This is a genomic window from Citrifermentans bemidjiense Bem (assembly GCF_000020725.1).
Classification (GTDB): domain Bacteria; phylum Desulfobacterota; class Desulfuromonadia; order Geobacterales; family Geobacteraceae; genus Geomonas; species Geomonas bemidjiensis.
This window is the reverse complement of sequence record NC_011146.1, coordinates 2,726,743-2,752,909: the sequence shown is the minus strand read 5'-3', so window position 1 is coordinate 2,752,909 and position 26,167 is coordinate 2,726,743. Positions and strand designations below refer to the sequence as shown.

At 60.6% G+C, this 26,167-nt stretch carries 23 protein-coding genes and 1 riboswitch; of the genes, 18 read left to right on the top strand and 5 right to left on the bottom strand.

Annotated elements, in window-relative coordinates:
* Window positions 1-128 precede the first annotated feature (128 nt).
* A complete protein-coding gene (locus GBEM_RS11880; RefSeq protein WP_012530806.1) occupies window positions 129-647 on the bottom strand; it encodes a nitroreductase family protein in 519 nt (172 codons plus the stop codon).
* 253 nt (window positions 648-900) lie between these two features.
* Between GBEM_RS11880 and GBEM_RS11875 the strand changes: the two genes are divergently transcribed.
* The 10 genes from GBEM_RS11875 (at window position 901) to GBEM_RS11835 (ending at window position 13,242) form a co-directional block, all read left to right on the top strand.
* On the top strand, window positions 901-1,782 hold the full coding sequence (locus GBEM_RS11875; protein WP_012530805.1) for a universal stress protein: 882 nt from the start codon (window positions 901-903) through the stop codon (window positions 1,780-1,782).
* Window positions 1,783-2,028: 246 nt separating this feature from the next.
* On the top strand, window positions 2,029-2,601 hold the full coding sequence (locus GBEM_RS11870) for a TetR/AcrR family transcriptional regulator (RefSeq protein ID WP_012530804.1): 573 nt from the start codon (window positions 2,029-2,031) through the stop codon (window positions 2,599-2,601).
* Between the two features lie 207 nt (window positions 2,602-2,808).
* A complete protein-coding gene (locus GBEM_RS11865; RefSeq protein ID WP_012530802.1) occupies window positions 2,809-4,110 on the top strand; it encodes an efflux RND transporter periplasmic adaptor subunit in 1,302 nt (433 codons plus the stop codon).
* A 130-nt stretch (window positions 4,111-4,240) separates the two neighbouring features.
* Entirely contained in the window at window positions 4,241-7,399 is a 3,159-nt protein-coding gene (locus GBEM_RS11860) for an efflux RND transporter permease subunit (protein WP_012530801.1), read from the top strand.
* Between the two features lie 2 nt (window positions 7,400-7,401).
* Window positions 7,402-8,826 (top strand): AdeC/AdeK/OprM family multidrug efflux complex outer membrane factor, encoded by a 1,425-nt coding sequence (adeC, locus tag GBEM_RS11855; protein WP_012530800.1) that lies wholly within the window; start codon window positions 7,402-7,404, stop codon window positions 8,824-8,826.
* A gap of 139 nt (window positions 8,827-8,965) precedes the next feature.
* Window positions 8,966-9,097: a hypothetical protein gene (locus GBEM_RS21950; RefSeq protein ID WP_012530799.1), complete on the top strand. Its 132-nt coding sequence runs from the start codon at window positions 8,966-8,968 to the stop codon at window positions 9,095-9,097.
* Between the two features lie 71 nt (window positions 9,098-9,168).
* Complete coding sequence (locus tag GBEM_RS11850; RefSeq protein ID WP_012530798.1) at window positions 9,169-10,155, top strand: TAXI family TRAP transporter solute-binding subunit; 987 nt, start codon at window positions 9,169-9,171, stop codon at window positions 10,153-10,155.
* A gap of 22 nt (window positions 10,156-10,177) precedes the next feature.
* Window positions 10,178-11,470 (top strand): alpha/beta fold hydrolase, encoded by a 1,293-nt coding sequence (locus GBEM_RS11845; protein ID WP_012530797.1) that lies wholly within the window; start codon window positions 10,178-10,180, stop codon window positions 11,468-11,470.
* A complete protein-coding gene (locus GBEM_RS11840; protein WP_012530796.1) occupies window positions 11,467-12,255 on the top strand; it encodes an MlaA family lipoprotein in 789 nt (262 codons plus the stop codon). Before GBEM_RS11845 ends, GBEM_RS11840 begins: the two co-directional genes overlap by 4 nt.
* Before the next feature lie 36 nt (window positions 12,256-12,291).
* Window positions 12,292-13,242, top strand: a complete 951-nt coding sequence (locus GBEM_RS11835) for a hypothetical protein (protein ID WP_012530795.1) — start codon at window positions 12,292-12,294, stop codon at window positions 13,240-13,242.
* A gap of 24 nt (window positions 13,243-13,266) precedes the next feature.
* On the opposite strand, the gene GBEM_RS11830 is transcribed toward GBEM_RS11835, so the two are convergent.
* The 3 genes from GBEM_RS11830 to GBEM_RS11820 form a co-directional block, all read right to left on the bottom strand.
* Entirely contained in the window at window positions 13,267-13,998 is a 732-nt protein-coding gene (locus tag GBEM_RS11830) for an SDR family oxidoreductase (RefSeq protein WP_012530794.1), read from the bottom strand.
* A gap of 76 nt (window positions 13,999-14,074) precedes the next feature.
* Window positions 14,075-15,997, bottom strand: a complete 1,923-nt coding sequence (locus GBEM_RS11825; RefSeq protein ID WP_148212909.1) for an FUSC family protein — start codon at window positions 15,995-15,997, stop codon at window positions 14,075-14,077.
* Entirely contained in the window at window positions 15,994-16,368 is a 375-nt protein-coding gene (locus GBEM_RS11820) for a MarR family winged helix-turn-helix transcriptional regulator (protein WP_226373854.1), read from the bottom strand. Before GBEM_RS11820 ends, GBEM_RS11825 begins: the two co-directional genes overlap by 4 nt.
* A 304-nt stretch (window positions 16,369-16,672) precedes the next feature.
* A riboswitch (cyclic di-GMP riboswitch) is annotated at window positions 16,673-16,750 on the top strand.
* A gap of 109 nt (window positions 16,751-16,859) precedes the next feature.
* Between GBEM_RS11820 and GBEM_RS11815 the strand changes: the two genes are divergently transcribed.
* Complete coding sequence (locus GBEM_RS11815) at window positions 16,860-17,168, top strand: hypothetical protein (RefSeq protein WP_012530791.1); 309 nt, start codon at window positions 16,860-16,862, stop codon at window positions 17,166-17,168.
* Window positions 17,169-17,326: 158 nt separating this feature from the next.
* Here the strand turns inward: GBEM_RS11815 and GBEM_RS11810 are convergent, their stop codons facing one another.
* Window positions 17,327-18,706, bottom strand: coding sequence for a rhodanese-like domain-containing protein (locus GBEM_RS11810; protein ID WP_012530790.1), 1,380 nt, complete (start codon window positions 18,704-18,706; stop codon window positions 17,327-17,329).
* Between the two features lie 182 nt (window positions 18,707-18,888).
* Here GBEM_RS11810 and GBEM_RS11805 point away from each other — a divergent pair, with 182 nt between their 5' ends.
* The 7 genes from GBEM_RS11805 (at window position 18,889) to arsB (ending at window position 26,166) form a co-directional block, all read left to right on the top strand.
* A complete protein-coding gene (locus tag GBEM_RS11805) occupies window positions 18,889-20,238 on the top strand; it encodes an MATE family efflux transporter (protein WP_012530789.1) in 1,350 nt (449 codons plus the stop codon).
* Window positions 20,239-20,618: 380 nt separating this feature from the next.
* Window positions 20,619-21,311, top strand: a complete 693-nt coding sequence (locus tag GBEM_RS11800) for a phosphoadenylyl-sulfate reductase (RefSeq protein ID WP_012530788.1) — start codon at window positions 20,619-20,621, stop codon at window positions 21,309-21,311.
* A 74-nt stretch (window positions 21,312-21,385) separates the two neighbouring features.
* Window positions 21,386-22,291, top strand: a complete 906-nt coding sequence (cysD, locus tag GBEM_RS11795; protein WP_012530787.1) for a sulfate adenylyltransferase subunit CysD — start codon at window positions 21,386-21,388, stop codon at window positions 22,289-22,291.
* Entirely contained in the window at window positions 22,291-23,946 is a 1,656-nt protein-coding gene (gene cysN, locus GBEM_RS11790) for a sulfate adenylyltransferase subunit CysN (RefSeq protein WP_012530786.1), read from the top strand. Before cysD ends, cysN begins: the two co-directional genes overlap by 1 nt.
* Before the next feature lie 272 nt (window positions 23,947-24,218).
* On the top strand, window positions 24,219-24,521 hold the full coding sequence (locus GBEM_RS11785) for a hypothetical protein (RefSeq protein ID WP_041262740.1): 303 nt from the start codon (window positions 24,219-24,221) through the stop codon (window positions 24,519-24,521).
* Window positions 24,522-24,711: 190 nt separating this feature from the next.
* Window positions 24,712-25,050 carry an ArsR/SmtB family transcription factor gene (locus GBEM_RS11780; protein WP_041262739.1) on the top strand — a complete coding sequence of 113 codons (339 nt, stop codon included), beginning with the start codon at window positions 24,712-24,714 and terminating at the stop codon, window positions 25,048-25,050.
* Between the two features lie 60 nt (window positions 25,051-25,110).
* Entirely contained in the window at window positions 25,111-26,166 is a 1,056-nt protein-coding gene (gene arsB / locus GBEM_RS11775) for an ACR3 family arsenite efflux transporter (RefSeq protein ID WP_012530783.1), read from the top strand.
* Window position 26,167 lies beyond the last annotated feature (1 nt).

Genomic DNA, 26,167 nt, shown 5'->3' with positions numbered 1-26,167 from the left:
TTTATGCAAACGACGCGTCGAAGTGCTCCTGCTGTAGAACTTGCTGATGGTGAAAGAAATTTAAGCTGCGCGACTGTAGTACCTTTCATAGGTGTTGTCAACGATCGTGCCGGCATCGCAATGCTATGTCACCAGTGATTCTTTCTGATCTTCTCCCTCTGCAGCTTGTCTGTCGCCAGTGGAATCTTCCGCTCGGCGGGGTGGCCGATTCCCAATATGCACTCAACCTTCACCTGCTCCGGTAGCCCCAGCAGTTGCTGCAGGTACTCTTCAGCGCTCCTGTTCGCATCGTGGTCGCGGTTTCTGATCTGTGCCCAGCAACTCCCAAGTCCCAGGGAGAGTGCCGTGAACTGGAGCAGTATGGCCGCGATGGAGCAGTCCTCCACCCAAACATCGGATTTGGAGCTGTCCGCGCAGACCACTATGGCGAGGGGCGCTCCCCCCACGAACTGCGAGCCGTGCTGCTTGGCTCCGGCCAGTTGCTTCAATAGCGCGGGGTCGTCCACGAAGATGAACTCCCATGGGTTGATCCCCCTGGATGACGGCGCGCGGAGCGCAGTTTCCCTGAGCGCCTCCATAGCCTCTGGCGACACCGGTTCCTGCGTGTATTTGCGAATGCTCCGCCGCTTGCGTAGCAGATCGATCATGCTATCCTCCCCATGCTTCGAAGTCGTTGTGGCGCGTGAATCTACCTGAAATTTTCCCTCACGTCAAACAGCAGAGTCAGTCAGTGGAAATAGCGAAACTCATGGGATACCTGTTGCGCTTGTCACATCGAAAGGTTTTGTTTCGGATGCTGTCAGTGGGTGAAAAGAGCATCCTCGCTCGTGCCGCCGTCACTTGAAAATTTGTCTGCATGGGGAGAAAATAGAAAGCGTAACAACTGTCATAGGAGGCGCCATGTTCTGGAAAATTCTTTTGGCCACCGATCTGACTCCAGCATCCGACGAGCTCATTGAGTGCGCCCGGGCATTCAAAGAGATAGGGACGGAGGAAGTCGTCCTCGTCCACGTTACCGAAGTAGTAGATGCCACCGGCGCGGTCGAGGTGCTGCCTGTGCAACCGGTCGATGTTGACGCGGTGCTGGGGAGGCAGAGGGATGCCTTGGAGATGCTTGGGATGAAGGTTGCGGTAGAGAGCCTATTGGGCCCGCCTGCCGCCATGCTGGAGCGGGCCGCGAAAGATCACGGCGTCAACGCCATCCTCGCCGGATCCCACGGCAAGGGGCTCTTCCTCTCGGCTGCGCTCGGCAGCGTCTCAAGGGAGCTTTTGAGGACAACCAGGCACCCCCTGCTTCTGGACCGTCTGGATCTCGGCAAAACCGGGGAGGAGGGTGCTTCCTGCCGCAAGATCTTCTCCCGCATACTTTTCCCCACCGATTACTCGGAGACAGCTGAGAAGGCGCTGGATTTCCTGGGCAAGGTCGCACTGGAGACCGGTTGTTCCGTGACGCTTATGCACGTCATGGAAGCAAGGGACGAAGAGCCGGAAACGGAGCGCCGCCGCGAGGAGGAGTGCTGGTACCTGCTGGAGGCGAAAAAGCGTCGACTCGAAAGGCTGGGGGCGGCAGAGGTAAGCATCGACCTCGTACACGGCAGGGCTTCGGAGGAGATTCTCTCCAGCATGAACAAGGGGACCTTCACCGCCATAGTTATGGGCGGAAAGGGGAAGGGGATGCTGACAGAACTGATTCTGGGGAGTACCGCCAATGAAGTAGCCCGACGTGCGACGATTCCAATTCTCTTTGTGCCTGCGGCTGTGACAGAGGCTCCCAGCTCATAGCTGCACGTTTGCTTTTCTTGGTACTTCCCTCTCTACTCCTGCACTGGCCCGTGAGCTTTCCTGCCACTTGCCGAAATCCCTCCAGCCACAATCGCTGCAGCGATGCCGATGCTGCGACAGTCACTAGCCCGCGCCTCATCATTCCTTATTATTTTTTAATTCTCGGCAAAGAGTAAACAGTCTTGACAAAGAATCGGCAACGGATTTATAAGGAATGAAGGTTCATTCCGCATTAAGGGAGTCAGGATGGAAAAGTGTGACAAGCGAGACCTGATAGTCCGGGCAGCGCTGGAACTGGTCGCGGAGCAGGGGTTCCATGGCGCGCCTATGGCGATGATCGCCGACAAGGCGGGGGTCGGGGCAGGGACCATCTACCGCTACTTCGAGAACAAGGATGCGCTGATCAGGGGCATCTACTGCATGGTGGAAGCGCGGGTGGTGGCAGCGATCCTGAAAGACTACCCCGACAACGGTCCGGTGCGCGAGCGTTTCATGCACTTCGGCACCGTGCTGGTCAACTACCTGGCCTCCGCTCCGCTGGAGCTGCGTTTCGTCGAGCAGTTTCACAACTCCCCGTTCGGCGTGGATCATCGCCGGGAGAAGATCTTCGGCAAGGGGGAGAAGGACATCATCAGCGAGCTGTTCCAGGAGGCGATCGAGCAGCAGATCTTTAAACCCCTTCCGCTGTCGATCCTTTTCGCCCTGTTCTTCTCGCCACTCATCGACGTTTGCCGCGATCAGATCCTTGGTTTCATCAACCTTGACCAGGAGCTGATTGAGCAGACCGTCGGCGCCTGCTGGGACGCCGTTCGCAGGTAGTGAATGAACATTCATTTTGGGGGGCTGAGCCGAAACATGCTGATGAAAATCTTCCTATTCCTGATTGCCCTGACCTGGGGCGGCATCATCGTTGTCGCCTCGTTCAGGCGCAAATGACGATGCGACGGCTGCCCTGCGCAAGCCGGCAAAATATTGAAACGGTTCCTGAATATAACGACGGAAGTATCATAAACTACGAGGTGTTTCATGCAGAGTAAGTACAGGGCGCATTTATTTACCGTTGTTCTTTTGAGCGGCATTTTGGGGCTGACCGGCTGCGGCAAAAAGGAGCAGTCCAAGGGGCCCCAGATGGGCCCGGCCGAGGTTGGCGTGATCGAGGTGAAGCCTGAGCGCATCGCCTTGACCACCGAGCTGCCCGGTCGTACCTCCCCGTACCTCATTGCTGAGGTGCGGCCGCAGGTAAGCGGCATCATCCAGAAACGCGTGTTCACCGAGGGTAGCGACGTGAAGGCGGGGCAGGTACTCTACCAGATCGATCCCGCAACCTACCAGGCTGCCTACGCCAGCGCCAAGGCCAGCGAGGCGCGGGCCGAGGCCAACCTCGTTCCGGCCAAACTCAAGGAAGAGCGTTTCCGCGACCTGGTCAAGATCAACGCGGTCGCCAAGCAGGACTACGACAACGCCTACGCCGCCTTGAAGCAGGCGGAGGCGGACGTGGCTTCAGCCAAGGCAGCCGTCGAGACCGCGAAGATCAACCTTGCCTATACCCGCGTGACCGCCCCCATCTCTGGACGCGTCGGCCGCTCCGCAGTGACCGACGGCGCGCTGGTCACCGCGAATCAGCCCGCGGCACTGGCGACCATACAGCAGTTGGGCAGCGTGTACGTCGACGTGACCCAGTCCAGTTCCGACATGCTGAAGCTGAACCGCAGCCTCGCCAGCGGACTCTTGAAAAGGGACGCGGCCGGTCAGGCACGGGTCAAGCTCCTCCTTGAGGACGGCACCCCGTACCCGGTGACGGGGTCGCTTAAGTTCTCCGACGTCACCGTGGACCAGAGCACCGGTTCCATCACGCTGCGCGCCGTCTTCCCGAACCCGAAACAGACGCTCCTCCCTGGTATGTTCGTGCGCGCCGTACTGGAAGAGGGGATCAACGAGGCGGCCATCCTGGTGCCGCAGCGCGGCGTCACCCGCAACGCGGCCGGACTGCCGATAGTGATGGTGGTAGGCGCAGACGGCACGGCGCAACCGCGCCCCATCCAGGTCGCCCGTACCGTGGGCGAAAGCTGGCTGGTGAGCGGTGGCTTGAACCCGGGGGACAAGGTGATCCTGGAAGGGCTCCAGAAAGCCCGCCCCGGCACCCCTGTGAAGGCGGTCCCGTTCCAGGCCCAGCCGCAGGGCGCACCCCAGGGTGCTCCGGGCGCCGCCCAAGGCGCTCCCGGTGCGGCCAAGAGCGCACCTCAGGCAGCTGCCCCTGGGGCCGCGGCTCCCGGTGCCAAGCCGGCGGCGCAGGGCTCGCCGGCAGCGGCACAACCACAGAAGAAGTAGCAGCGGCGCGGAGCGCCAAGGGGGACAGGCACCTGCGGAGCCAGTCCCCTTAGGCGACCCCGCACGGCGCTTGAAGTTGCACGCAAACGAACAACGTTAACCTACGGTTGCCAGTCAAGGAGCTTATTCCATGTCCAGGTTTTTCATAAACAGGCCCATCTTCGCCTGGGTCATAGCCATTGTCGTCATGCTGGTCGGTCTGCTCGCCATCAAGGCGCTGCCGGTCTCCCAGTACCCGCCGATCGCGCCGCCGCAGATCTCGATCAACGCCATGTATCCGGGCGCCTCAGCGCAGACGGTCCAGGACACCGTAACGCAGGTCATCGAGCAGAAGATGAACGGTATCGACAATCTGCTCTATATGGCCTCCACCAGCGACTCCGCAGGTGCGGTCAGCATCAACCTGACCTTCAGGGCGGGGACCGACCCCAATGTGGCCCAGGTACAGGTGCAGAACAAACTGCAGCTTGCCACGCCGCTATTGCCTCAGGTAGTGCAGAGGCAGGGGGTGCAGGTGGTGAAATCCACCCGTAACTTCCTCCTGATCGTGGGGCTCGTCTCCGAGGACGAATCGCTCAACCGGCACCAGTTGACCGACTACATGGTCTCCAACATCCAGGACATCGTAAGCCGGGTCCAGGGGGTAGGGGAGGTCACCGTCTTCGGTTCCCAGAACGCCATGCGCGTCTGGATGGACGCCGAGAAGATGAACAACTACAAGCTGACCCCAAACGACGTGGTCAACGCTTTGCAGGCGCAGAACGCCCAGGTCTCAGCAGGTCAGTTCGGCGGGCAGCCTGCCGTCCATGGTCAGCAGCTGAACGCCACCATTACCGCCCGGACCCTGTTGCAGAGCCCGGAAGAGTTCGACCAGATCGTGCTGCGCACCAACCCGGACGGGTCGACGGTGAAGCTCAGGGATATCGCCAAGACCGACGTCGGCACCGAAAACTACGACATCCTCGCCCGCTACAAGGGGAAACCGGTTGCGGCCATGGCGCTTAGGCTTGCCGCCGGCGCCAACGCGCTGGACACCGCGGACCGGGTGAAGGCCAAGATGGCCGAACTGGAGAAATTCGTTCCAGCAGGGGCGAAGGTGGTTTACCCCTACGACACCACTCCGTTCGTCAAGATCTCCATCGAGGAGGTGTTGAAGACCCTGATGGAGGCCGTGTTCCTGGTCTTCATCATCATGTTCCTGTTCCTGCAGAACATCCGCGCTACCTTGATCCCGACCATCGCGGTTCCGGTCGTTCTCCTGGGTACCCTGGGGGTTCTGTTCGCCGCAGGTTTCTCCATCAACACCCTGACCATGTTCGCCCTGGTCATCGTCATCGGCCTCCTGGTCGACGACGCCATCGTCGTGGTCGAGAACGTGGAAAGGATCATGACCGACGAGGGGCTATCCCCGCACGACGCGACGGTCAAGTCCATGGGGCAGATCACCTCCGCTCTTTGGGGCATCGCGACCGTCCTTTGCGCCGTCTTCATCCCGATGGCGTTTTTCAGCGGCTCCACCGGCGTCATTTACCGCCAGTTCTCCGTCACCATCGTCTCGGCGATGATCCTGTCGGTTCTGACCGCCCAGATCCTCACCCCGGCGCTTTGCGCTACGCTCCTCAAGCCGGTGCAGAAGGGGCACACCCCTGGGGAGGGGAGCTGGTTCAGTCGTTTCTTTAGCTGGTTCAACAAGGTTTTCGAGGCCGCACGCCACAGGTACGAGTCCATAGTCGGCAACTCCTTCGGGAAGCCTTTGCGCTACCTCTTCATCTACGGCTGCCTGGTCGGCATCATGGCCTTCTTCTTCCTGCGCCTCCCCACCGCGTTCCTGCCGGACGAGGACCAGGGTTTTATCGTCTGCCAGGTCCAGCTTCCGGCCGGTGCCACGCAGGAGAGGACGCTCAAGGTGCTGGAGCAGGTGGAGCACTACTTCCTGGAGAAGGAGAACAAGACGGTCGACTCGCTCATCACCGTCGCCGGCTTCAGCTTCGCAGGGCGCGGCCAGAACATGGGCCTCGCTTTCGTGAAGCTCAAGGACTGGAAGCTTAGGCCCACCCCTGACCTCAAGGCTCCGGCCCTGGCGGGACGCGCCATGGGCGCCTTCTCCAAGATCAAGGACGGCATGGCATTCGCCTTCTCGCCGCCGGCGGTAGTCGAGCTGGGGCAAGCCAACGGCTTCGACTTCCAGCTGCAGGATCGCGGGGGGCTGGGCCACCAGGCGTTGATGGACGCCCGCAACCAGGTCCTCGGCATGGCCATGAAGAACCCGAAGCTGATGGCGGTCCGCCCCAACGGCCAGGACGATACGCCCGAGTTCAAGCTGAACATCGACGACGTTCGCGCCGGGGCGCTCGGGGTATCTCTTGCCGACGTCAACAACGTCCTCGCCACCGCCTGGGGCTCCTCCTACGTCAACGACTTCCTGCAAAACGGCAGGGTCAAGAAGGTCTACGTGCAGTCGGACCCCAAGTACCGCATGGTCCCTGAAGACATCAACAGGTGGTACGTGAAAAACAACACCGGCGAGATGGTCCCCTTCTCCGCCTTCGCCACCGCGCATTGGGACTATGCCTCGCCGCGCCTGGAGCGCTACAACGGCATACCCTCCATGGAGATCATGGGGAGCGCCGCTCGCGGGATAAGCACCGGCGAGGCAATGGCCGAGATGGAGACCATCGCTGCCACGCTCCCGCCGGGGATCAGCTACGAGTGGACCGGCCTCTCCTACGAGGAGAAGGCGGCTGGCGCCCAGGCCCCGGCGCTTTACGCCATCTCGCTACTGGTCGTCTTCCTGGCGGTCGCCGCCCTCTACGAGAGCTGGACCATCCCGTTCGTAAACCTCTTGATGCTTCCGCTCGGCCTGGTCGGCGCCATCACTGCGGTCACCCTCAGGGTGCTCCCGAACGACATCTATTTGCAGATCGGCCTCTTGACCACGGTCGGTCTCTCCACCAAGAACGCCATCCTCATCATCCAGTTCATCAAGGACCAGATGCACCAAGGGCACGAACTGGTGGAGGCGACGCTCACGGCCGTGAAGATCAGGCTCCGACCGGTCATCATGACCTCGCTGGCGTTCTTCTTCGGTACGCTTCCCCTGGCGCTCACCAAGGGGGCAGGCGCCGGCGCCCAGAACGCGATCGGCACCGCGGTCACCGGCGGCCTTTTGTCGGCGACCTTCATCGACCTGATCTTCATCCCGTTCTTCTTCGTCATGGTGACCAAGTTCTTCATGAAGAAGAAGCCGGCAACCGAACCTGCTGCACCCCCCGTCTCGGAGGTACATTAGAGATGACACGTTTGACCGCTAGATCATTGACCCTGGGCGCGCTCCTCTTCCTTGCCGGGTGCGCCTCCATGGCTCCCAAATACGAAAAACCCGCTCCTCCCGTCCCCAACGCCTGGCCTACAGGCCCGTCCTATAAGGAAGGGCAGGCTGCCAAGGCTGAGCAAAAGCCTCTGGCGGAGGTCCCGTGGCAGGAGTTCTTCCTCGATCCGCAATTGCGCAAGGTGATCGGGATTGCCCTGAACAACAACCGCGACCTGCGCGTAGCCGTGCTCAACATGGAGCGCTTCCGCGCCCTTTACCAGATCCAGCGGGCCGACCTTCTGCCGCAGGTTAACGGCAACGCCGGCCTCAGCGTCCAGCGGACCCCGGACGACCTCTCCAACAACGGGAATGGTCGGACGGTGCACCAGTACGACGTTGGGGTGGGTATCAGCTCCTACGAACTCGACCTCTTCGGGCGGGTGAGGAGCCTGAAGGACCAGGCGCTGGAGGAATATCTCTCCACCGAACAGGCGCGCCGCAGCGTGCAGATCACCCTGGTCTCCCAGGTGGCGACCGCTTACCTGGCGCTGGCTTCCGACCTCGACCGGTTGAAGCTCGCCAAGGACACCCTGGCCAACCAGCAGGAGTCGTACAAGTTGAGTAACAGCCGCTTCCAGGCCGGGGTCGCCTCCGCGCTCGACCTGCAGCAGGCGCAGACCAGCGTCGACGCGGCCCGCGTGGACATCGCCCGCTTCACCACCTTCGTGGCGCAGGATATGAACGCGCTGAACCTGGTGGTCGGTTCCAGCGTCGGGAGCGATCTGCTCCCCGCCTCGCTCTCGGAAAACCTGACGCCGATCAAGGACCTCGCCCCGGGGCTTCCCTCCGACGTGCTCCTTGCGCGGCCGGACATCCTCCAGGCCGAGTACCTTCTGCGCGGGGCCAACGCCAACATAGGCGCGGCCCGGGCCGCGTTCTTCCCGCGCATAACTCTTACCTCCAGCGTCGGTTTCGGCAGCGACCAGTTGACCGGCCTCTTCAAGCCGGGGAACTTCGCCTGGAGCTTCGCCCCCAGGATCACCGTCCCCATCTTCGAGGGGGGGCGCAACAAGGCCAACCTCCAGGTGGCCCAGGTGGACCGCGACATAGCGGTGGCCCAGTATGAAAAGGCGATCCAGACCGCGTTCCGCGAGGTGGCCGACGCCCTGGCGCAGCAGGGGACCATCGACGAGCAGGTCTCGGCGCAGCACTCCTTGACCGGCGCCACGGCCGAGACCTTCCGCCTGTCCCAGGCCCGCTACCAGACCGGGATCGACAGCTACCTGAACGTGCTCGACGCCCAGCGCTCGCTTTACGCGGCGCAGCAGAACCTGATCACGGCGCGCCTGGTGCGGCTAAGCAACCAGGTTACCCTCTACAGGGTCCTCGGGGGGGGGAGCAAGTAGCTTTCCTCTTTGTCGAAGTCAGCCGTTACCGATGTTACTGAATATGCCGGGGAACCTCCAGTCAGAGGCTCCCCGGCATTTTGACTTGTGTCTTGAATTGTCCCGGTCCCAGCTAGTGGGCCGCTGCAGGAGGGAGCCAGTGTCCAGAAGCAGAATCACGCTTTACGTTTTCATCGCCTTCATCGCCTTGGTCATCGCTTACTACAATCTGGTGGATGAGCCGCAACCGGAGTGGCCGGTAAATCTGATTCACTTTATCTGCAGGCACTGACTTGAAGGAAAAAGATGCTATAACAGTTAGGTGTATTTAATCTGACATTGAACGGCAGGAGGGTGTTGCCTATGACCCGGCACCGGCGTTACCCGCGCTTAATGGCGCTCCTTGTGACAGTCACCGTCCTGTCCGTCCCCTGTTCTCTCACCGCCTTTCAGTATCCCTCCCTCACCATCTCCTCCGGGACCACCACCGGTTCCTACTATGCCGCCGCCAGCGCCATAGCTAAGGTGTTCAACCCCAGCAGCGGCCGAAACGGCGTGAGGCTCGCCACGGTCGCCTCGCCGGGGTCCGTGGCCAACATCGATCAGGTCGCCGACGGCAAGGCCGCTTTCGGCATCGCCGAGACCGAGCTTTTGAGGCGGGCCACGCAGGGGATCCGTCCCTGGGAAGGGAAGGCGCGCTCCGGCCTGCGCGCGGTGTTAGGCCTCTACGTCGAGAGCGTCACCGTCGTCGCCGCCGTCGACAGCGGCATCAAGCGGGTGAGCGACCTGAAGGGAAAACGGTTGAATATAGGCGCCCCGGGGTCGATAGACAACACCTATGCTAGAGCCTTCCTGCAGATGTCCGGGTTGAATCCCGGCGAGGTGGTCACCTCGCAGCACTCCACCGCCATCGCGCCTGAACTCTTGCAAAAAGGTGATATCGACGCCTACCTCTGCATCATCGGCCACCCGAACCTGACGGTGCTGGAGGCGAGCGCCGGCAAGCGCAAGGTGACCTTGATATCCCTGGATGACGCCCTGATCCAGCAGGTGGTCAGCCACAACCCGCTGCTCATGGCCGTCGCCATACCCACCAACTTCTATCCCAACGTCGAAGTGAGCGGCAAGGTCCCCACCATCGGCCTGCGCGCTGTTCTCTTCACCTCGGCCGATCAGCCCGAGGCAAACGTGTACGCGGTGGTGCGGGAGGTCATCTCCAACTTCGACCTGTTCCGCCGCCAGCATCCCATCCTGCAGGACCTTTCCCCGCGGGACGCCGCGAGGGTCGCGGTCATTCCGCTTCACCCCGGCGCCCTCCGATATTTCAAAGAGGCAGGCCTCGTCCCCTGACGCACAATTCGGGAGGTAGATCATGATGCGCTACATGGCGATAACGCTACTGCTCTGGTTCCTCTGCCTGACGCCGTTAGCTGCGGCTGCGCCGCCACCTTACTTCTACCCGTTCGTTAACCCTTACGAGGCGACGGTGATGGAACTCCCCAAGGAGTTCGAGGTCTCGCTCCCCAAGAAGGTGCCGCTGCGCGAGTTCGTGGTGCGCCCTTTCCCTAAAAGGGACATCCCCGAGGTCTTCTGGTACGAGAAGGGTCTTGACTGCAGCCTCGCCTACCAGGATCACAAGGCGCCGCTCGTATTCCTGGTCGCCGGTTCCGGCTCCCGCTACGACGTGCCGCGCATGCAGAAGCTGCAAAAGGCGCTGTACCAGGCGGGATTCCACGTCCTTTCCATCACCTCGCCGACCCACATGGATTTCGTGGTCAACGCCTCGTCGGGGCTTCCCGGAATAGCCGAGGACGACGCCAAGGACCTGTACCGGGTGATGGATCTGGCCTGGCAGGAGGTCCGCGGCGACATCGCGGTCTCCGACTTCCTCCTGGCAGGCTACAGTCTGGGCGCTTTCGACGCCGCCTTTGTAGCGAAGCTCGACGAGGAGCAAAGGCACTTCAACTTCAAGCGGGTGCTCCTGCTCAACCCGCCGGTAAGCCTCTACGATTCGGTCCAGGCACTGGACCGGCTGCTGGTCGACAACATCCCCGGGGGGATGGACAACTTCGACGCCTGGTTCCACGACATCTTCACCGAGACCATGCACATCACCGAGTCCTGGGAGCCGGGGGGGCTGAGCGGCGAATCGATGTACCGTACCTATAAGCGGCTGCAGCCAAGCGAAGCAAACCTCGCCGCCCTGATCGGCCTGACTTCCAGGATGAACGCCGCCGACATGATCTTCACCGCCGACGTCATGAACGGGGGAGGGTACATCGTGCCGAAGAACGTCCGGCTCATCTCCACCACCTCGCTCACCCGCTACGCCATCGTCGCCTACAAGACGCGGTTCATAGACTACTTTGACCAGTGGCTTTACCCCCATTACCAGAAGCACTCGCCCGGATTGACGCGCCAGGCCCTGTTGGCGCGGCAGGACCTGCACTACCTCGACCAGTACCTGAAAGGCTCCAAGAAATTCGGGCTGATTCATAACGAGGACGACGTCATCCTTGTCCCGGGAAACATAGGTTATCTAAAGGAGATTTTCGGGGACCGGGCGCGGATCTATCCCAGCGGCGGCCACATGGGGAACATGTTCCACCCGAGCGTGGTCTCTTCCATGGTCGAGCTTCTTTCCGGCAAGGAGGTGGCGCAATGAAAACGCGATGCGGAGCCACTATGCTGATCGCGGGAGCCGTATTGGCGCTCGTGCTGGAATCCGGCTGCAGCACGCTTCCCCAGGCTGGCCCCGGGCCGGTCGAGCCGCCGCTGCGCAGGTACGAGGACCTGGTCAAGCCGGGGACGCACAACATGCTCGACGTGAAGGACTCGGTCGAGGGGTTCAACCGGGGGAGCTACCGCTTCAACTACTACTTCGACGAGTATCTCTACCGCCCCGTGGTGCGCGGCTACGAGATCATCGTGCCCAACTACCTGGAGGACCGGGTATCGAGCGCCATCGACAACCTGAACGAGATTACGAACTTGACAAACAACCTGTTCCAGTTCAAGTTCAAGGCCGCCGGGGTTACCCTCGGCCGCTTCCTGATCAACTCCACGGTCGGTGTCGCCGGCTTGTGGGACCCTGCCACGACCTGGGGGCTGGAACGGAAAACGCAGGATTTCGGCCTCACCCTGGGGCATTACGGAACCGGCGACGGCTCGTACCTGATGCTGCCGGTCCTCGGGGCTTCCAACGTCCGGGACACCGGAGGGTTTGCGGCGGATACCGCAACCTTCGTCTACGCCGGACCGATTGCCTGGGCCAACAGCAGCACCTTCACCACGGCCTATACCGGCGTCAACGCGGTGGACCGGCGGCACCGGATTCCTTTCCGTTACCGCCAGACCGGGTCTCCCTTCGAGTACGAGTTGTTGCGGACGCTTTACACCATGAAAAGGGATTACGACGTGCAGCAAGGCAAGGGTAAGGGCAAAGATTGAACCTGCGCTTTAGCGGCGCCAGGTTGGAGGTAGCAGTTGTTGAGGTTCTTAAAATCGATTTTCGGCAGCAAGCGGAAGCTGGGAGGGGTTCCCGAATCCCTGGTGAAGGCCGCCATCGAGCGCGCCGTCGACGGCACCGACCCCTGGATACGCGCCGTTTCCAGCTATAAGAAGAAGCTGCGCCCGGCTGTCCTGCACGCCATCGATCACGTCATATCCCTGGTGGACCAGGCCGGCCCGCCGGTGACCCTCAACCGGAAAAGCTACGACAGCGAACCATTGCTGCGTAGCTTTTTCATTTCCGCCGCCGAGTTGGAGCGGTTCCTGGAAAAGAACCCGGCCCTGGTACAACTGAGGCAAAGAAACGGTGCGGGAACCGCCGCCTACGGGCTGCTGCTCATGGAAAAGCGGGAGAGGGCGACACTCGGGGCTGAGGTGTCGGGGGAAGTGGTGCTCCGCGACGTACCCCAGGTCAGCGTCAGCTTCGAATCGCACCGGCTGCTGGACGTATCCCTCGCCGAGGATGAGACCCGCTACCAGCTCAAGCGGCGCGCCTATGACCACCTGCTGGAGATAGCGCTGGGGATGATCACCGAGACCAAGACCAGGCGCGGCAGGCTGGAAAAGCACCGTGCCCTGCTTCAGTCCAAGCTTTCGCTCTTGCACCGCGGCGGCTGGGGGTTTGACGAGAACGATGGTGAAAAGATGGACGTCGGGGAGCTTGAAGGGAAGTTGGCGCAGATCGAGGCACAGCTCCTGGAGATAGGGAAGGAGGACAAGGTGCTGGACGTCTACCTCGCCCTGGTTGCCGACGTACTGGGGCGGGCCGAACGACATATCTGGACGGTCCGCGAAGCGGTGGTTGTGGATCGGATGGGAATAAAGCGCAAGGAAGCCGCCGGGGGCGCCGTCGAACTCCCGCTCCAGGTGATGGGGGACTCGCAGGGAAGGAGGCGGGTGGTCGCGCTGGTCGCCGTAGCACTTTAGCGGACCCCCGTCTGACCATTTCCTCTAGGCGGGGATCATGGCGGAGAACTGCCGCTCGACCTCTTTGGGCGCCTGCAGAAGCGCTGCGGAAACCTCTTTCGACATCGCGTCGGGATAAATCTCCTCCTGCTCTTTTTCGATCCCTTCCAGTATCGCTTGCACCACTTCCTCGGTAGTCGCCTTGGGCATCTCCTGGCCTGAGGTCATCCTGGTGTCGACCGGGCCGGGATAGATCCCCAGCACCTTCACGCCGTGCGGCGCCAATTCGGCCCGGATCCCCTGCAACAGAGAGTGTCCCGCAGCCTTCGAGGCGCTGTAGGTGCCGTTAACCGGGAGGTTGACCAGCCCGATGACGGAACAAACGTTGACGATGCATCCTTTGCGCTCGATGAGGGCCGGGGCGAAGGCGCGGCACATGGCCAGCGTCCCCAGGTAGTTGACCTTGATTTCCTGGCGCGCGTTCTCCATGGCGTTTTCAGCCATAAAACCCGCGCAGCGGTTGATCCCTGCGTTGTTGATGACGAGGTCGACCTCCGGGCAGTGCTCCGCTGCTGCAGCCACGCTGGTGGCATGGGTGACCTCAAGCCTTACCGCCGCCACTCGCTTGTCGATTTTGGAAAGTTCCGCCACGGCTTCGATGGTCCTTGCCGCTGCGTAAACCTTGGCGGCCCCTTTTTTGAGCAGTCCCTCGACCAGAGCACGACCGATCCCGCCGTTCGCGCCGGTCACCAAAACTGTTTTTCCTGCGATTTCCATTTCTTGCTCCTTTTTCGTTGTCTACCTTCACGCGGCTCGCTGTCCGCCCCCAGGTTCGAAGTTCATCTTTGTTATGTCAGGAAGCCGGCACCATCACGGCGCCCATGGCAGCCCCTTCGTCTGTTGCCCCAACTCTATCCTCTGTGGGGGGCAAGGGTTTCAGGACAGCCGAAAGGTCATCTGCCCACCCCTGAAGCAGGCGGCTTTCGAGGGCCGGGGTCTGTGCCATGCAGGCGATCCGGTCGAGCGTCTCCCGCAGCTGCCGCGCGGACTCCGGGGATAGCTCTTCGTACTCCAGTTTCTCGCGCAACCGCTCGATGGTGGCGGTAAGCGCAAGGACGCCGATTGCTCCCGATACCGCAGCTGCCGGGGTGATGTCGAAGTTTCTGGCCAATGCCACCAGCCGTATCACCCGATGCTGCAATTTGCCACGGATGCGTACCCGAGAACCGCGGTTTGCCTGCGCCGACATCTGTGCGATGTCTTTTGCCATGGCAGCCAAGAGTGAGCGCATGCGCAGGGCGGGATTGACGGGAACGAGGAAGGTGTAGCCCATCCAGGCGGAGGCTACCCCAAGGACCATGGCGACGGCTCCGATGGCGAGGTCGTTCGCGGCGACTGTGACGGAGACCCCCGGCTGGATCACGAAGATGAAGAAGAGGGTGGCGTCCGTCGCGGGTATCACGGTGCGGCGATGCTGCATGGCGTAGGCGCCCAGAAGTATGAAAGGGGCGATGACGGCGGCGGTGACGGCGAAGTCGCCGACCCCGTGGAGCAGCACCAGCCGGCAGAATACGGCCAGCGTAGACCCGGTCGCCGCCCCTATGAAGATAAGGCCGACGAACCTGGCGGGGTGCTCCTTGCTGGAAAAAATGCTGATCATGATGGAGAGCGCCATGAGCATGAGCGGACCTTTGCTCCATCCGGTCAGCGACCAGACGAGACCGACGACGGCGATGACGATTCCGCCGCGAAAGGCGGCGCGCCCTGCCTGTTGCCAGTCACGGTGGCGGATCAGGTGCAAAGTTGCCTCGTTGGCGCCGTCGTCCGCATGGCTGGCCAGCGCGACCTCCAGGGTACCGGTTAGATGGTACAGTGCCCGCCCCAGCAGTGGGAGGTGGAGCGTCGTCTCGGCTGCCAGGGCTTTCGCCTTGCCGCACCATTCAGGCCCCGGGTCGCGTTCCAGCCCGGCTGCCAGTTCCTGAAGCCGCCGGGTCAAAGCTTCGCTCCACCCTGAAGCTGCTCGCTGCAGCAGTTGCAGTCTCTCCGGCGATTCCGTGTCGAGCTTCCCCGCGGCCAGCATGGAAAGGAGGGCGCCCAGCACGTTTCTGGCGTTCCGCCTGTGGCTCCTGAAAGAGGAGCTTATCCCGCCGGCATCCAGGAGCGCCTCTATTTCAGCTGCCTCGCAAAGGATCTCCTGTTCCAAGTCGGTGCCAGCCTGCTTGCCGGCGCCTTCTGCGAGCTGTGCCAGCCAGCGCACCGCATCTGCGGCGACCTTATTGAGCCGGTCGCCCAGCTCGTCCATGCTGTGGCTCGGAGTGAAAAGGGCGGTGACGCAGGTGGTAACGAGGATGCCGACGATGATGCAGGCGACCCGGCCGAAGGCCATGCCGCCCAAGTGGCCGGGGTTTTGATAGCCGCTCATGGCGATGACGGCGCAGGTGCAGGCTGCCATCAATGCGGCATACGAGCGCAGGCCGTGCAGCAGGTTGCCGATGCCGACACAGGCGGCGATCCAGATGGAGAGGGCGGCGGTAAGGGCGAGCGGGGAGGTGGTCTGGAGCAGCAATAGCCAGGCGGCTGCGGAACCTATGGCGGTGCCGACCAGGCGGTAATAGCTCTTCTCGAACAAAAGCGTCCTCGTGGGCTGGACGACTATCAGCGCGGTCATGGCGGCCCAGTAGGGGTTTTCCAGGCGGAGCAGATGGGCGACTACCAGCGCGGCGAGTGCGGCGGCGGTTGCTCTGAGAGCGGGGAGCAGTCTAGGCCACTGCATCATCTTCCTTTCCGTCTGGCATCTGTCACCGCCGACTCGAGCCTTTCCATGAAACCGGCCAGTTGCTCCACCTCATCTTCGGTAAAGATGTTCAGCAGTTGCTCCTCGCGAAGCAGCACGGTCTCCCTGATGCGCGCGACCATGGAATGCCCCTTGTCGGTCAGCGAGAGCAGTTTCGCCCGGCGGTCGGTGCTGTCCTCGGCCCTGTCCACCAGACCTTTCGCAATCAAGGTCTCAACGAGTCGGACCATGGATGGCCCCTCGATGCCGACCGAGGCCGCGAGATCCTTCTGGCGAATGCCGTCGCCCAGGTGACTTAGGTGCAAAAGCGGCCGCCAGGTGGCCTCCGTCAAGCCGCAGTTCTGGAATTCCACATCCAGGACTTTGCGCCAGTGCCGGGTGAGTAAGCCAATGTGGAAAAGGAGATTGTTCTTAGCGATCTTATTTCGTGAATAGCTCATATCATAATAGGTAGCATACTATCTATTTTAATTCTACCTATTTTTGGATGGTGCTTGAGGGGCGGGGACTCAGGAGATATGGGCTTGATTTGCCGGAGTCAGCTGAAGAGCTTCGCTGTGAGTACCAAAACGAAGAGAGGCTGTCTTAAAATGAATCAATAATCTCATTGACAATCGCTGCCAGTTATCGTAACAGTATTTACGCACTCTGTTTACACACACGAAAAGGCAAACCCAGGGTAACCTGGGGACGCAAAGCCACCTGTCCAGCATTCTGGAAAGAGGGGTTGTCGAAGTGGCTAGTCAGAAGCCTGCCATTTCATTTATGGCAGGCTTTTGCTGTTTCAGTGCCGCTGCGGACCATATTCAGGATGTTGGCGACAATAATCCAGGAGGTCGGGCCTATGAGAACGTGCTGTTACACTGCAATGAATGGCGAAGCGAAAGTGCTGAAACTCGACTCTGCGATCGACATAGCTGTCGGGCACAGCTCCCGCCGAAGCGGGTGGTCTGCAACTCTCCTTTTCAATCCGGCGACTCTTTCCTTCATCGAGTACCGCTGCTCCCCCCCGGACCAGTTCGGGCAACGGAGGGAGGAGGCGGAGGAAGTGACCAGCCACTACATCTACAAGAACTTCAAGCTCGATCCCATCCTGCTCCTGGCGATACAGCAAAACCCGCAAGAGTGGAAAGCGGCGAACCACGCAGAGTGACGCTGGTCAAAAAAGGTTCACCCGGTAATTTCGTGAGAAGAGTTCCCCCTCCCGCAAGGGGAGGGGGAACCAAGAGCGGCTTTCCCCGGTATTTTCCGATGAACCAAAAAAGCCCCGACTGGTAACCGCCGGGGCTTTTCTAACTTCGCAGACAACTTTTATTTGATCCGGAATCCGCCGTCACTGGCGACGGTGATATCTGCATCCAGGAACCGAGCCTTGTACCCCTTCTCCTTCAGTATGTTGTACGCCATCTCGGCGCGGGCGCCGGTTGTGCAATGCAACACCAATTCCTTGTCCTTGGGGATCTCGGCCAGGCGCGAAGCGACTTCGTCGGCAGGGATGTTTTTTGCCCCCTTGATCATCCCTTTCTCGACCTCGTCATCACCCCGGACGTCGACTATCACCACGTTGGCAGGGATTGCCTTGGCCAGAGCCTTGAATTCTGCTGCCGATATGGCGCCCGCCTTGGGCTTGGGGACATAAGCAACTTTGGTAGCCGGCGCGCCTCCCTCCACGGAAAGCTTCGCCCCCTGCCAGGCTGCAAACCCGCCGGAGAGCACCCGCGGTCCGGGGAAGCCAGCTTTCACCAGTGTCATCGCGACCTTCTCGGCACTGCCGTCCCCGTTTGCGTCGTACAGCACGATAGGGGGCTTTTGTTCCTTGAACGGCTTGAGAGCCTCATTGATGCCGGCAGCCGTAAGGTTGACGGCCCCCTTGATGTGGCCAGCCTTCGCTTCTTTTTCGGAACGCAGGTCCACAAGCACGAAGGAGAGTTCTTTGTCCAGCCATCCCTCCTTGAGGGACTGCGCGCTCAGCACGGTGAAGTTTCTCTTGTTCCACTCGGGCATCCCGTCGTGGAAGATCTTTACGTTGGTGTAACCAGCTTTTTCCGCCTCACGGGCGGAAGAGGGACTGAGCGCTCACGTGACTCCGGCGCAGAAGTAGACCAGCAGTTCCCCCTTGTCCTTCGGAAGCTTGTCGAGGTTCTTCTGGAATGCCGGCAGCGGGATGTTGATGGCAGTCGGGATGGACCCCTCCAGGAACTTCACGGGCGGACGGGCGTCTACCAGGGTGTATTTCGTCTTTCCCGAGAGCAATTTTTCCAACTCTTCGACCTTAACCTGCTTTTCCGCCGGCACCTTCATGGCGGGTTTGATGGAGATCTCCGAGATGTTCTTCATCCCGTCGCTTCCCACAGTGTAGGCCACCCTGACTTCGTGCCCCTTCTTGATCTCTTTTAGTGATTTTTTTACGTTGCCGGGATCGGAACCGTTGATGACCTTGAGGGCGTCTACGTCGAATTTCACCACCTCGAAGGAATTGTCGAGCTTGAGCTGAATGCTGTCGGACTTAAGCGCGACCTGGTCGAAGAAGGCGCGCATCTGCCCGTCCACGGGCTTGTGGCAGACCGAACAGGATTTCACGTCCTTCTGCTTTGCGGGCGGCGCCGGTTCTGCTCCCCACAGCGCCGGTGTCATAGTCAGCGCCGCCAGTGACACAGCGGTCAGCGTTTTCCTCATAATCCCACTGTCCATACTTGTCATTTCCTCCTTTTATGTGTGAGTCTGTTGTTTAACTTTCTTTAGCATATTGTGGGAGATTATCTGAATTGTGTCGGGATGGCAATGCAAAATCTTTATCTATGGAAATCGGCATGCTCATAGGGAACAGCCTTAGTGCTCGACAGTGCTTTACCTCATGAGGTACATTGGCCTCTATGAGACAGAACCATATCCCGCGCCTGCTGAAACTGGCAGGCCCCATGATCCTTTCCACTTCCACCATAACCTTGATGCAGATTATCGACGCCCTGATCCTGGCACGGCACTCCAGCGAGGCTGTGGCGGCGATCGGTCCTTCCGGTCTCGCCGTCATCCTGTTCCAGGGCTTTCTCTTCGGGACCGCCGGCTACGCTGGAACCTTCGTCGCGCACAACCATGGGCGAGGCGACGCCCGCGGGGTCCGCAGGTCCGCTTGGCTCGGCATCCATACCTCGCTCGCCTCCGGAATCCTGGCCCTTGCCATTGCCTGGCCGCTGGCGCAACTTTTCCTGCTGGCGGGGCACGAGGCGCAGGTCGCACGCGACGAGCAGGTTTACTTCCTGCTTTGCATGGCCGGCTCCTTGTTCCCGGTTCTTAGCTCGGCATTGGGGGGGTGGCTCTCGGGCATAGGGCGCCCCGCTTTGGTAACGGCGGTGACCTTCATCTCCCTGATTGTGAATGCGCTTCTTGCCTGGGGGCTCGTCCTCGGTGCGTGGGGCTTCCCCCGGATGGGGATTGCCGGCGCCGCGGTTGCCACCGTCAGCGCCCAAGGGGTTGCCGCCGCGCTTTACCTGGGCATCTTCGCCATAGGCGGTGGGTTCACCGACCGGATCGCCCGGCGGCTGGACTGGGCGGAGTGGCACCGTTTCCTCGCGCTGGCGACCCCGATGGGGCTCAGGATCAGCGGCGAACTCACCGCATGGACCCTTTTCCTCGTGGCGATCGGCCGCCTGGGCACGGTGGAGCTTGCCGCCTCCAGCATCGCTTTCCGGATCAACGGGCTGGCGTTTTTCCCGGCGCTGGGGCTAGGACAGGCCGCGGGAATTCTGGTGGGCCATGCTCGTGGGGGAGGGGAAGACGATCAGGTACCGGCCATCGCGTGGCAATCCCTTTTGATCTGTGAGGTATGGATGCTCGCTATGGCTATCCTCTTTGCCACGGCGTCGGCGCCTCTCATGTCCGTCTTTGCAGGGTATGGGGGCGACGCCGCGCGCATCGTGGCCGCAGGCTCCCTGATCATGAAGTTCGTCGCCTTCTACTGCCTCTTCGATGCCGCCAACGTCATGATAGGCTGCGTGCTGGCCTCGGCGGGGGACACCTGCTGGATCGCCCGTACCTTCCTCTACTCATCTGCCGGATTCCTGGTTTTCTTGTGGCTCATCGACCGCACCATGCCGGGGCTGGTTGCCGAGTGGACCCTGGCCACCTTCTTCGTATTCGTCACCGCAATCATCTGGTCGCTGCGTTTTCGTTTCGGCGCCTGGAGGCGGACCCGAATTCTGCACGAACCCGAGCTGCCGGCTTAGCCGCAGCTGGGGTTCCCTGTACAACCATTGTTTACCTCGATACAGGGGTACTCTCTTGCCTCTGCTGCACGTCTATCGCCGCAATTCACCCCGCTTCAAGTGTGAAATATCTGCCCGACTTGACCCTCCGGAAGCTCTTTCGCTCAGGAAGAGCTTCGTCCTTTCTCTGTAGTAAATCATTTGGAAATAACATGTTATCCCGTCTAGTCAGAACACACCCACATCCCAGAAAACATTTTGTATGAAAAACACTACCGCGGTGTGAGACAATACAATAAATTTTTCTTGACTGCTTTGGTTATATATTGTACAAGGTGGACAACGAAATTAATGGGTGTGGCGATCGCCGCTCCTGTAACGACCTTGCAAAGGAAGCCGCTATGAAATCTGTTCCTGAAGTCCCCTCGAACGCATCCCCGCAGGATATTCTTCGGCTCGGCTTGGAAGCCGCGGAAGGCCCGGTTAAACTGGCGTGCTCCTTTTCGTTGGAAGACGTCGCCATCATCGACCTGGCCAAAGCTGCCGGCCTGGAGATCGGCGTCTTCGCGCTGGATACCGGAAGGCTCAACGAGGAGACTTACGAGGTTGCCGACGCCATCTCGCAGCGCTTCGGCATCTCCATCGACTGGTACTTCCCGCGGCATGAAGCGGTCGAAAAACTGGAAAGGGAAAAAGGGCTTTTCTCGTTCAGGGAATCGCTCGATAACCGCCACGAGTGCTGCCACATCAGAAAGGTGGAACCGCTGGGCCGGGCCCTTCAGGGACTCTCCGGGTGGATCACCGGGATGCGCAGGGAGCACAACGTGACCCGCATCGACCTGAAATCGATCGAGCTCGACCAGTTGAACGGCGGCATCCTCAAGTTGAATCCGCTGCTGGACTGGAACGAGGAACAGCTTCTCGCGTACGTGCAGCAGCAGCGCCTGCCGCAGAACCGCCTTCTGAAAGAGGGTTACCGCTCCATCGGCTGCGCCCCCTGCACGCGCGCCGTGCAGCCGGGGGAGGACGCTCGGGCCGGCCGCTGGTGGTGGGAGAACCCGGAGCACAAAGAGTGCGGGTTGCACAGAAGATAGGACGCTAACGACAGGGGGGATTGCCCGGTGGCAGCATCGGGCAGCCGTTACACAGCTTTGAAATGGGAACTCATATGACCACACAATTGACCCATCTGCAGCAACTCGAAGCGGAAAGCATCCACATCATCCGTGAAGTGGTAGCCGAATTCGACAACCCGGTGATGCTGTACTCCATCGGCAAGGACTCGGCCGTCATGCTCCATCTAGCCCGCAAGGCCTTTTATCCTGCTCCGCCGCCGTTTCCCTTGCTGCACGTGGACACCACCTGGAAGTTCCGTGAAATGATCCAGTTCCGCGGCCGGATGGCCAAAGAGTCCGGCATGGAGCTCCTGGTGCACGTGAACGAGGACGGCGTAAAGAGGGGGGTCAGTCCCTTCACCCACGGCTCCGCGCTTTACACCGACGTGATGAAGACCGAAGGGTTGAAGCAGGCGCTCGACCACTACAAGTTCGACGCTGCCTTCGGAGGCGCCCGCCGCGACGAGGAGAAGTCCCGCGCCAAGGAGCGTATCTTCTCCTTCCGCAGCGCGAACCACCGCTGGGACCCGAAGAACCAGCGCCCCGAGCTCTGGAGCCTCTACAATACCCGCATCAAGCCGGGCGAGAGCATCCGCGTTTTCCCGCTCTCCAACTGGACCGAGCTCGACATCTGGCAGTACATCCACCTGGAGCAGATCCCGATCGTTCCCCTTTACTACGCCGCCGTCAGGCCCGTGGTTGAGCGCGACGGCATGCTGATCATGGTGGACGACGACCGGCTGGAGCTTAAGCCCGGCGAGAAGGTGGAGCAGAAATCGGTCCGCTTCCGCACCCTGGGATGCTACCCCCTTACGGGCGCGGTCGAATCCGAGGCCGACACTCTTCCCGAAATCATCCAGGAAATGCTCCTCACCCGCACCTCCGAGCGCCAGGGGCGCCTGATCGACCACGACCAGGCCGGCTCCATGGAGAAGAAGAAACAGGAGGGGTACTTCTAATGGCACATCAATCGGAACTGATCGAGAAGGACATCCTCGCCTACCTGAAGAGTCAGGAGGAGAAATCCCTGCTCCGTTTCATCACCTGCGGCAGCGTGGATGACGGCAAAAGCACCCTGATCGGGCGTCTCTTGTGGGACTCGAAGATGGTGTTCGAGGACCAGCTGGCAGCGCTTGAGGCGGACAGCAAGAAGGTGGGGACCCAGGGGGGCGCCATCGACTATGCCCTCCTTCTGGACGGGCTGCAGGCCGAGCGGGAGCAGGGGATAACCATCGACGTCGCCTATCGCTTCTTCTCCACCGACCGCCGCAAGTTCATCGTCGCCGACACCCCGGGCCACGAGCAGTACACCCGCAACATGGTAACCGGCGCCTCCACCGCCAAGGTGGCGGTGATCCTGGTGGACGCCCGCAAGGGGCTTTTGACCCAGACCCGGCGCCACAGCTACCTGGTGTCGCTGGTGGGGATCCGACACATCGTCTTGGCCATCAACAAGATGGACCTGATCGATTTCGACGCCGAGAAGTTCGCCGCCATCGAGAAGGATTACCGGGAATTCGCCGCTCCGCTCGGCTTTAGCTCCATCACCGCACTCCCGATCTCGGCTTTGAACGGCGACAACATCATCGAGAAGAGCGCCAACACCCCCTGGTACCAGGGGCCGCCGCTGCTGCACTTCCTGGAGACCGTGCAGGTCGAGGACGATCGCGCCGATCAGGCCTTCCGGCTGCCGGTGCAGTGGGTGAACCGCCCCAACCTCGATTTCCGCGGGTTCTGCGGCACCGTCGCCTCCGGCGTCATACGTCCCGGCGACGAGATCCGGGTCGCTTCATCGGGGCTGGTCAGCAAGGTCTCCAGGATCGTCACCATGAACGGCGACCTGAAAGAGGCCGTCGCCGGCCAGGCCGTGACGCTCACTTTGGAAGACGAGATCGACATCAGCCGCGGGGATATGCTGACCCGCGCCGAAGCGCCGCCGCTTTACACCAGGCATCCCGAGGCGCAGCTCGTCTGGCTTCACGACGAGCCGCTGCAGCCCGGGCAGCTGTACCTGGTTAAAACTGCCACCGGTGTGACTCCCGGCAGGGTGACCGCGGTCCACTACGCGACCGACGTCAACACCTTGGAGCAGAAGCAGGTGGCGACGCTGGGGCTAAACGAGATCGGCCTGGCGCGGCTGGAACTCGACCGCCCGGTCTCCTTTGACCCGTACCGCGAGAACAGGGATATCGGCAGCTTCATCCTTATTGATCGTTTCACCAACGCCACGGTCGCCGCCGGCATGGTGGTCGAGGCTCTCCCGCAGGACGCCGCCGAGTTGACCGAGGGCGGGGCCGGAACCGGAAGCTCATGGGTCCGGCGCATCAGCCTCGGCGAGTTGGCAGCTACCAATCTGAACCTTGTCGACCTGAGAGAGGAGAAGGGCGCTTTCGTAATCGACGTACCGCGGGCGACCCTGGAGCACCTTGAGAAAGGGAACCGGCTCCTTTTCAGGCTGCGCGATCTGGGGCAGTTGGAGCCGGTGGCGTTCGTAGCCTACGAGAACTGCCTTGCCTTCGAGTTCGACCGGACGCCTGAAGGGATAAGCGTGCTGCTTTTCAAGAGGAGCAACAACCCCCAAAAGAACTGCGGGGATGACGGGATAGGGATCTAGGGAGAAACCGGGACTGGGGGCTGGGGGCTAGGGGCTAGGGGCTAGGGGCTGGCGGCTTTCAGCAAAACTGACTTGACTGTTTCATCTTGCCTTGTCCTCTGCTCTCATCGGCCTGCTTGGAAGTTACTGTCGATGGCTCAGAACGACAGGAAACTGTCACAGGCTTGACATAAATAGTGGCTGTGCCATTATTCCAACTGCCTCGCAGCAGGGATTGACGGCGGAGGCCAGGAGCTTATACAACTCAGATAGTAAATGTGAGGTGGCAAGTGATGGTAAAGATGTTGGGCGCGCACTTCGCTGTGGCTCTTTCGTTGGTCTCAAGTTCTGCCTATGCCGACCAAATGATCATCAGCTACAGTTCCGGCAAGACTCAAACAATCACCCTTGATGAGCCGATTGAACAGGTGAAGGACATGAGGCTTGACAGGAACGCAGACTCTGTCTCCGGAAAGGTAAAGGGGTTGCTGACCGGGAAGCCGGTGAGTGAAAAGCTGGGCGCGAAAAAGGAGCAACCTGCGACGAAGCAAAACTCTCTTCCCAGAATCGAATGGGCAGCGCCAGTATCAGAATGAGTGAGGGAAAGTGAAAAGAAAAGGGTCGAGGCTTCATGCCTCGACCCTTTTTTTGTCTCTGTCTCGCAGGCCAGGGGAGGGACGCAGGATAGAGGATGTGCGGCAGTCGCCTGGCTGCCTGTCAAAGCGGCAGAGGGTGAACCGTGAAATAACTCTTGACGCATCCGCTCATCCGGATATAATCGCGCCCATGAAAACGACCGTACAGTACTTCAAGGCTCTCGCCGATGAGACCCGCCTCCGTATTGTGGCGCTGCTTCTTTGCTCCAGGGAGCTTTGCGTTTGCGACATCACGGCCACCCTGCAACTGCCGCAATCTACCGTTTCCAGGCACCTCGCCTACCTGAAGAACGCCGGATGGGTCACCGACCGCAGGGAAGGGGTCTGGATCGTCTACACCCTTTCGACAGATTCACCGATCAAGTTCCAACTTGCCGGCGTGTTAAAGCAACTGCTGACCGAGTTGCCTGTCGTCGCTGCGGACCTGAAGAAGATCTCCTCTTTTGCCAAGGGCGCCAACTGCGCCTGATTTTTTTTCTGCCAGACATCCGCTCATTCGGATGTGAAGAACTGTCTGTAAGGAGGACGCATGTCTACCGGAGTTTCCCCAAAGCTGTCGTTTCTCGACCGCTATCTTACCCTTTGGATCTTCCTCGCCATGTTTGCAGGGGTGGGAGCGGGGTACTTGTTTCCGGGAGTTGAAAGTTTCATCAACAGCTTCCAGGTAGGGACCACCAACATCCCTATTGCCGCCGGCCTCATTCTCATGATGTACCCTCCCTTCGCCAAGGTGAAGTACGAGGAGATGCCGGAGGTCTTCCACAACAAACGGGTTCTCGGGCTTTCGCTGGTTCAAAACTGGCTGATAGGGCCGGTTCTGATGTTCATCCTGGCTGTCGCCTTTCTTCCCGACAAGCCTGAGTACATGGTGGGACTCATCATGATAGGGCTCGCCAGATGCATCGCCATGGTCATCGTCTGGAACGATCTGGCAAAGGGAAACACCGAGTACGCTGCGGGGTTGGTCGCCTTCAACAGCATCTTCCAGGTCCTCTTCTACAGCGTCTATGCCTGGTTCTTCATCACGGTCCTCCCGCCTCTGATCGGCCTGTCGGGCAGCATCGTGGAAGTCGGCATAGGGCAGATCGCCAAGAGTGTCTTTATCTACCTTGGCGTCCCGTTTATCGCCGGGGCCATCACGCGCCTGGTCGGCGTCAAGGTAATGGGGAAGGAACGCTACCACAGGGAGTTCGTGCCCAGGATCGGCCCGATCACACTGATTGCGCTTCTGTTCACCATCGTCGTCATGTTCAGCCTGAAGGGGAACCTCATCGTTCAGCTTCCTCTCGACGTCGTCCGGATCGCGGTACCGCTGCTCATCTATTTCGTCGCCATGTTCTTCGTCTCCTTCTGGATGGGGAAAAAGCTTGGGGCTGACTACAGCAAGACGACGACTCTTGCCTTCACCGCCGCGAGCAACAATTTCGAATTGGCCATCGCCGTTGCGGTCGCCGTTTTCGGACTCAATTCCGGCGCCGCGTTTGCCGCGGTGATCGGCCCATTGGTGGAAGTGCCGGTCATGATAGCCCTCGTGAATGTGGCTTTCTGGTTCCAGCGCCGCTACTTTTCCGGTTCCAGCCTTTGAC

Excerpts from the sequence above, each read along its gene's own strand:
- GBEM_RS11845 (WP_012530797.1), top strand. The coding sequence starts at position 10,178 with ATGATGCGCTACATGGCGATAACGCTACTGCTCTGGTTCCTCTGCCTG.
- GBEM_RS11800 (WP_012530788.1), top strand. The coding sequence starts at position 20,619 with ATGAAATCTGTTCCTGAAGTCCCCTCGAACGCATCCCCGCAGGATATT.
- GBEM_RS11840 (WP_012530796.1), top strand. The coding sequence starts at position 11,467 with ATGAAAACGCGATGCGGAGCCACTATGCTGATCGCGGGAGCCGTATTG.
- adeC (WP_012530800.1), top strand. The coding sequence starts at position 7,402 with ATGACACGTTTGACCGCTAGATCATTGACCCTGGGCGCGCTCCTCTTC.
- GBEM_RS11815 (WP_012530791.1), top strand. The coding sequence starts at position 16,860 with ATGAGAACGTGCTGTTACACTGCAATGAATGGCGAAGCGAAAGTGCTG.
- arsB (WP_012530783.1), top strand. The coding sequence starts at position 25,111 with ATGTCTACCGGAGTTTCCCCAAAGCTGTCGTTTCTCGACCGCTATCTT.
- GBEM_RS11850 (WP_012530798.1), top strand. The coding sequence starts at position 9,169 with ATGACCCGGCACCGGCGTTACCCGCGCTTAATGGCGCTCCTTGTGACA.
- GBEM_RS11780 (WP_041262739.1), top strand. The coding sequence starts at position 24,712 with ATGAAAACGACCGTACAGTACTTCAAGGCTCTCGCCGATGAGACCCGC.
- GBEM_RS11880 (WP_012530806.1), bottom strand. The coding sequence starts at position 647 with ATGATCGATCTGCTACGCAAGCGGCGGAGCATTCGCAAATACACGCAG.
- cysD (WP_012530787.1), top strand. The coding sequence starts at position 21,386 with ATGACCACACAATTGACCCATCTGCAGCAACTCGAAGCGGAAAGCATC.
- GBEM_RS11870 (WP_012530804.1), top strand. The coding sequence starts at position 2,029 with ATGGAAAAGTGTGACAAGCGAGACCTGATAGTCCGGGCAGCGCTGGAA.
- GBEM_RS11865 (WP_012530802.1), top strand. The coding sequence starts at position 2,809 with ATGCAGAGTAAGTACAGGGCGCATTTATTTACCGTTGTTCTTTTGAGC.
- GBEM_RS11785 (WP_041262740.1), top strand. The coding sequence starts at position 24,219 with ATGGTAAAGATGTTGGGCGCGCACTTCGCTGTGGCTCTTTCGTTGGTC.
- cysN (WP_012530786.1), top strand. The coding sequence starts at position 22,291 with ATGGCACATCAATCGGAACTGATCGAGAAGGACATCCTCGCCTACCTG.
- GBEM_RS11860 (WP_012530801.1), top strand. The coding sequence starts at position 4,241 with ATGTCCAGGTTTTTCATAAACAGGCCCATCTTCGCCTGGGTCATAGCC.
- GBEM_RS11830 (WP_012530794.1), bottom strand. The coding sequence starts at position 13,998 with ATGGAAATCGCAGGAAAAACAGTTTTGGTGACCGGCGCGAACGGCGGG.
- GBEM_RS11805 (WP_012530789.1), top strand. The coding sequence starts at position 18,889 with ATGAGACAGAACCATATCCCGCGCCTGCTGAAACTGGCAGGCCCCATG.
- GBEM_RS11875 (WP_012530805.1), top strand. The coding sequence starts at position 901 with ATGTTCTGGAAAATTCTTTTGGCCACCGATCTGACTCCAGCATCCGAC.
- GBEM_RS11825 (WP_148212909.1), bottom strand. The coding sequence starts at position 15,997 with ATGATGCAGTGGCCTAGACTGCTCCCCGCTCTCAGAGCAACCGCCGCC.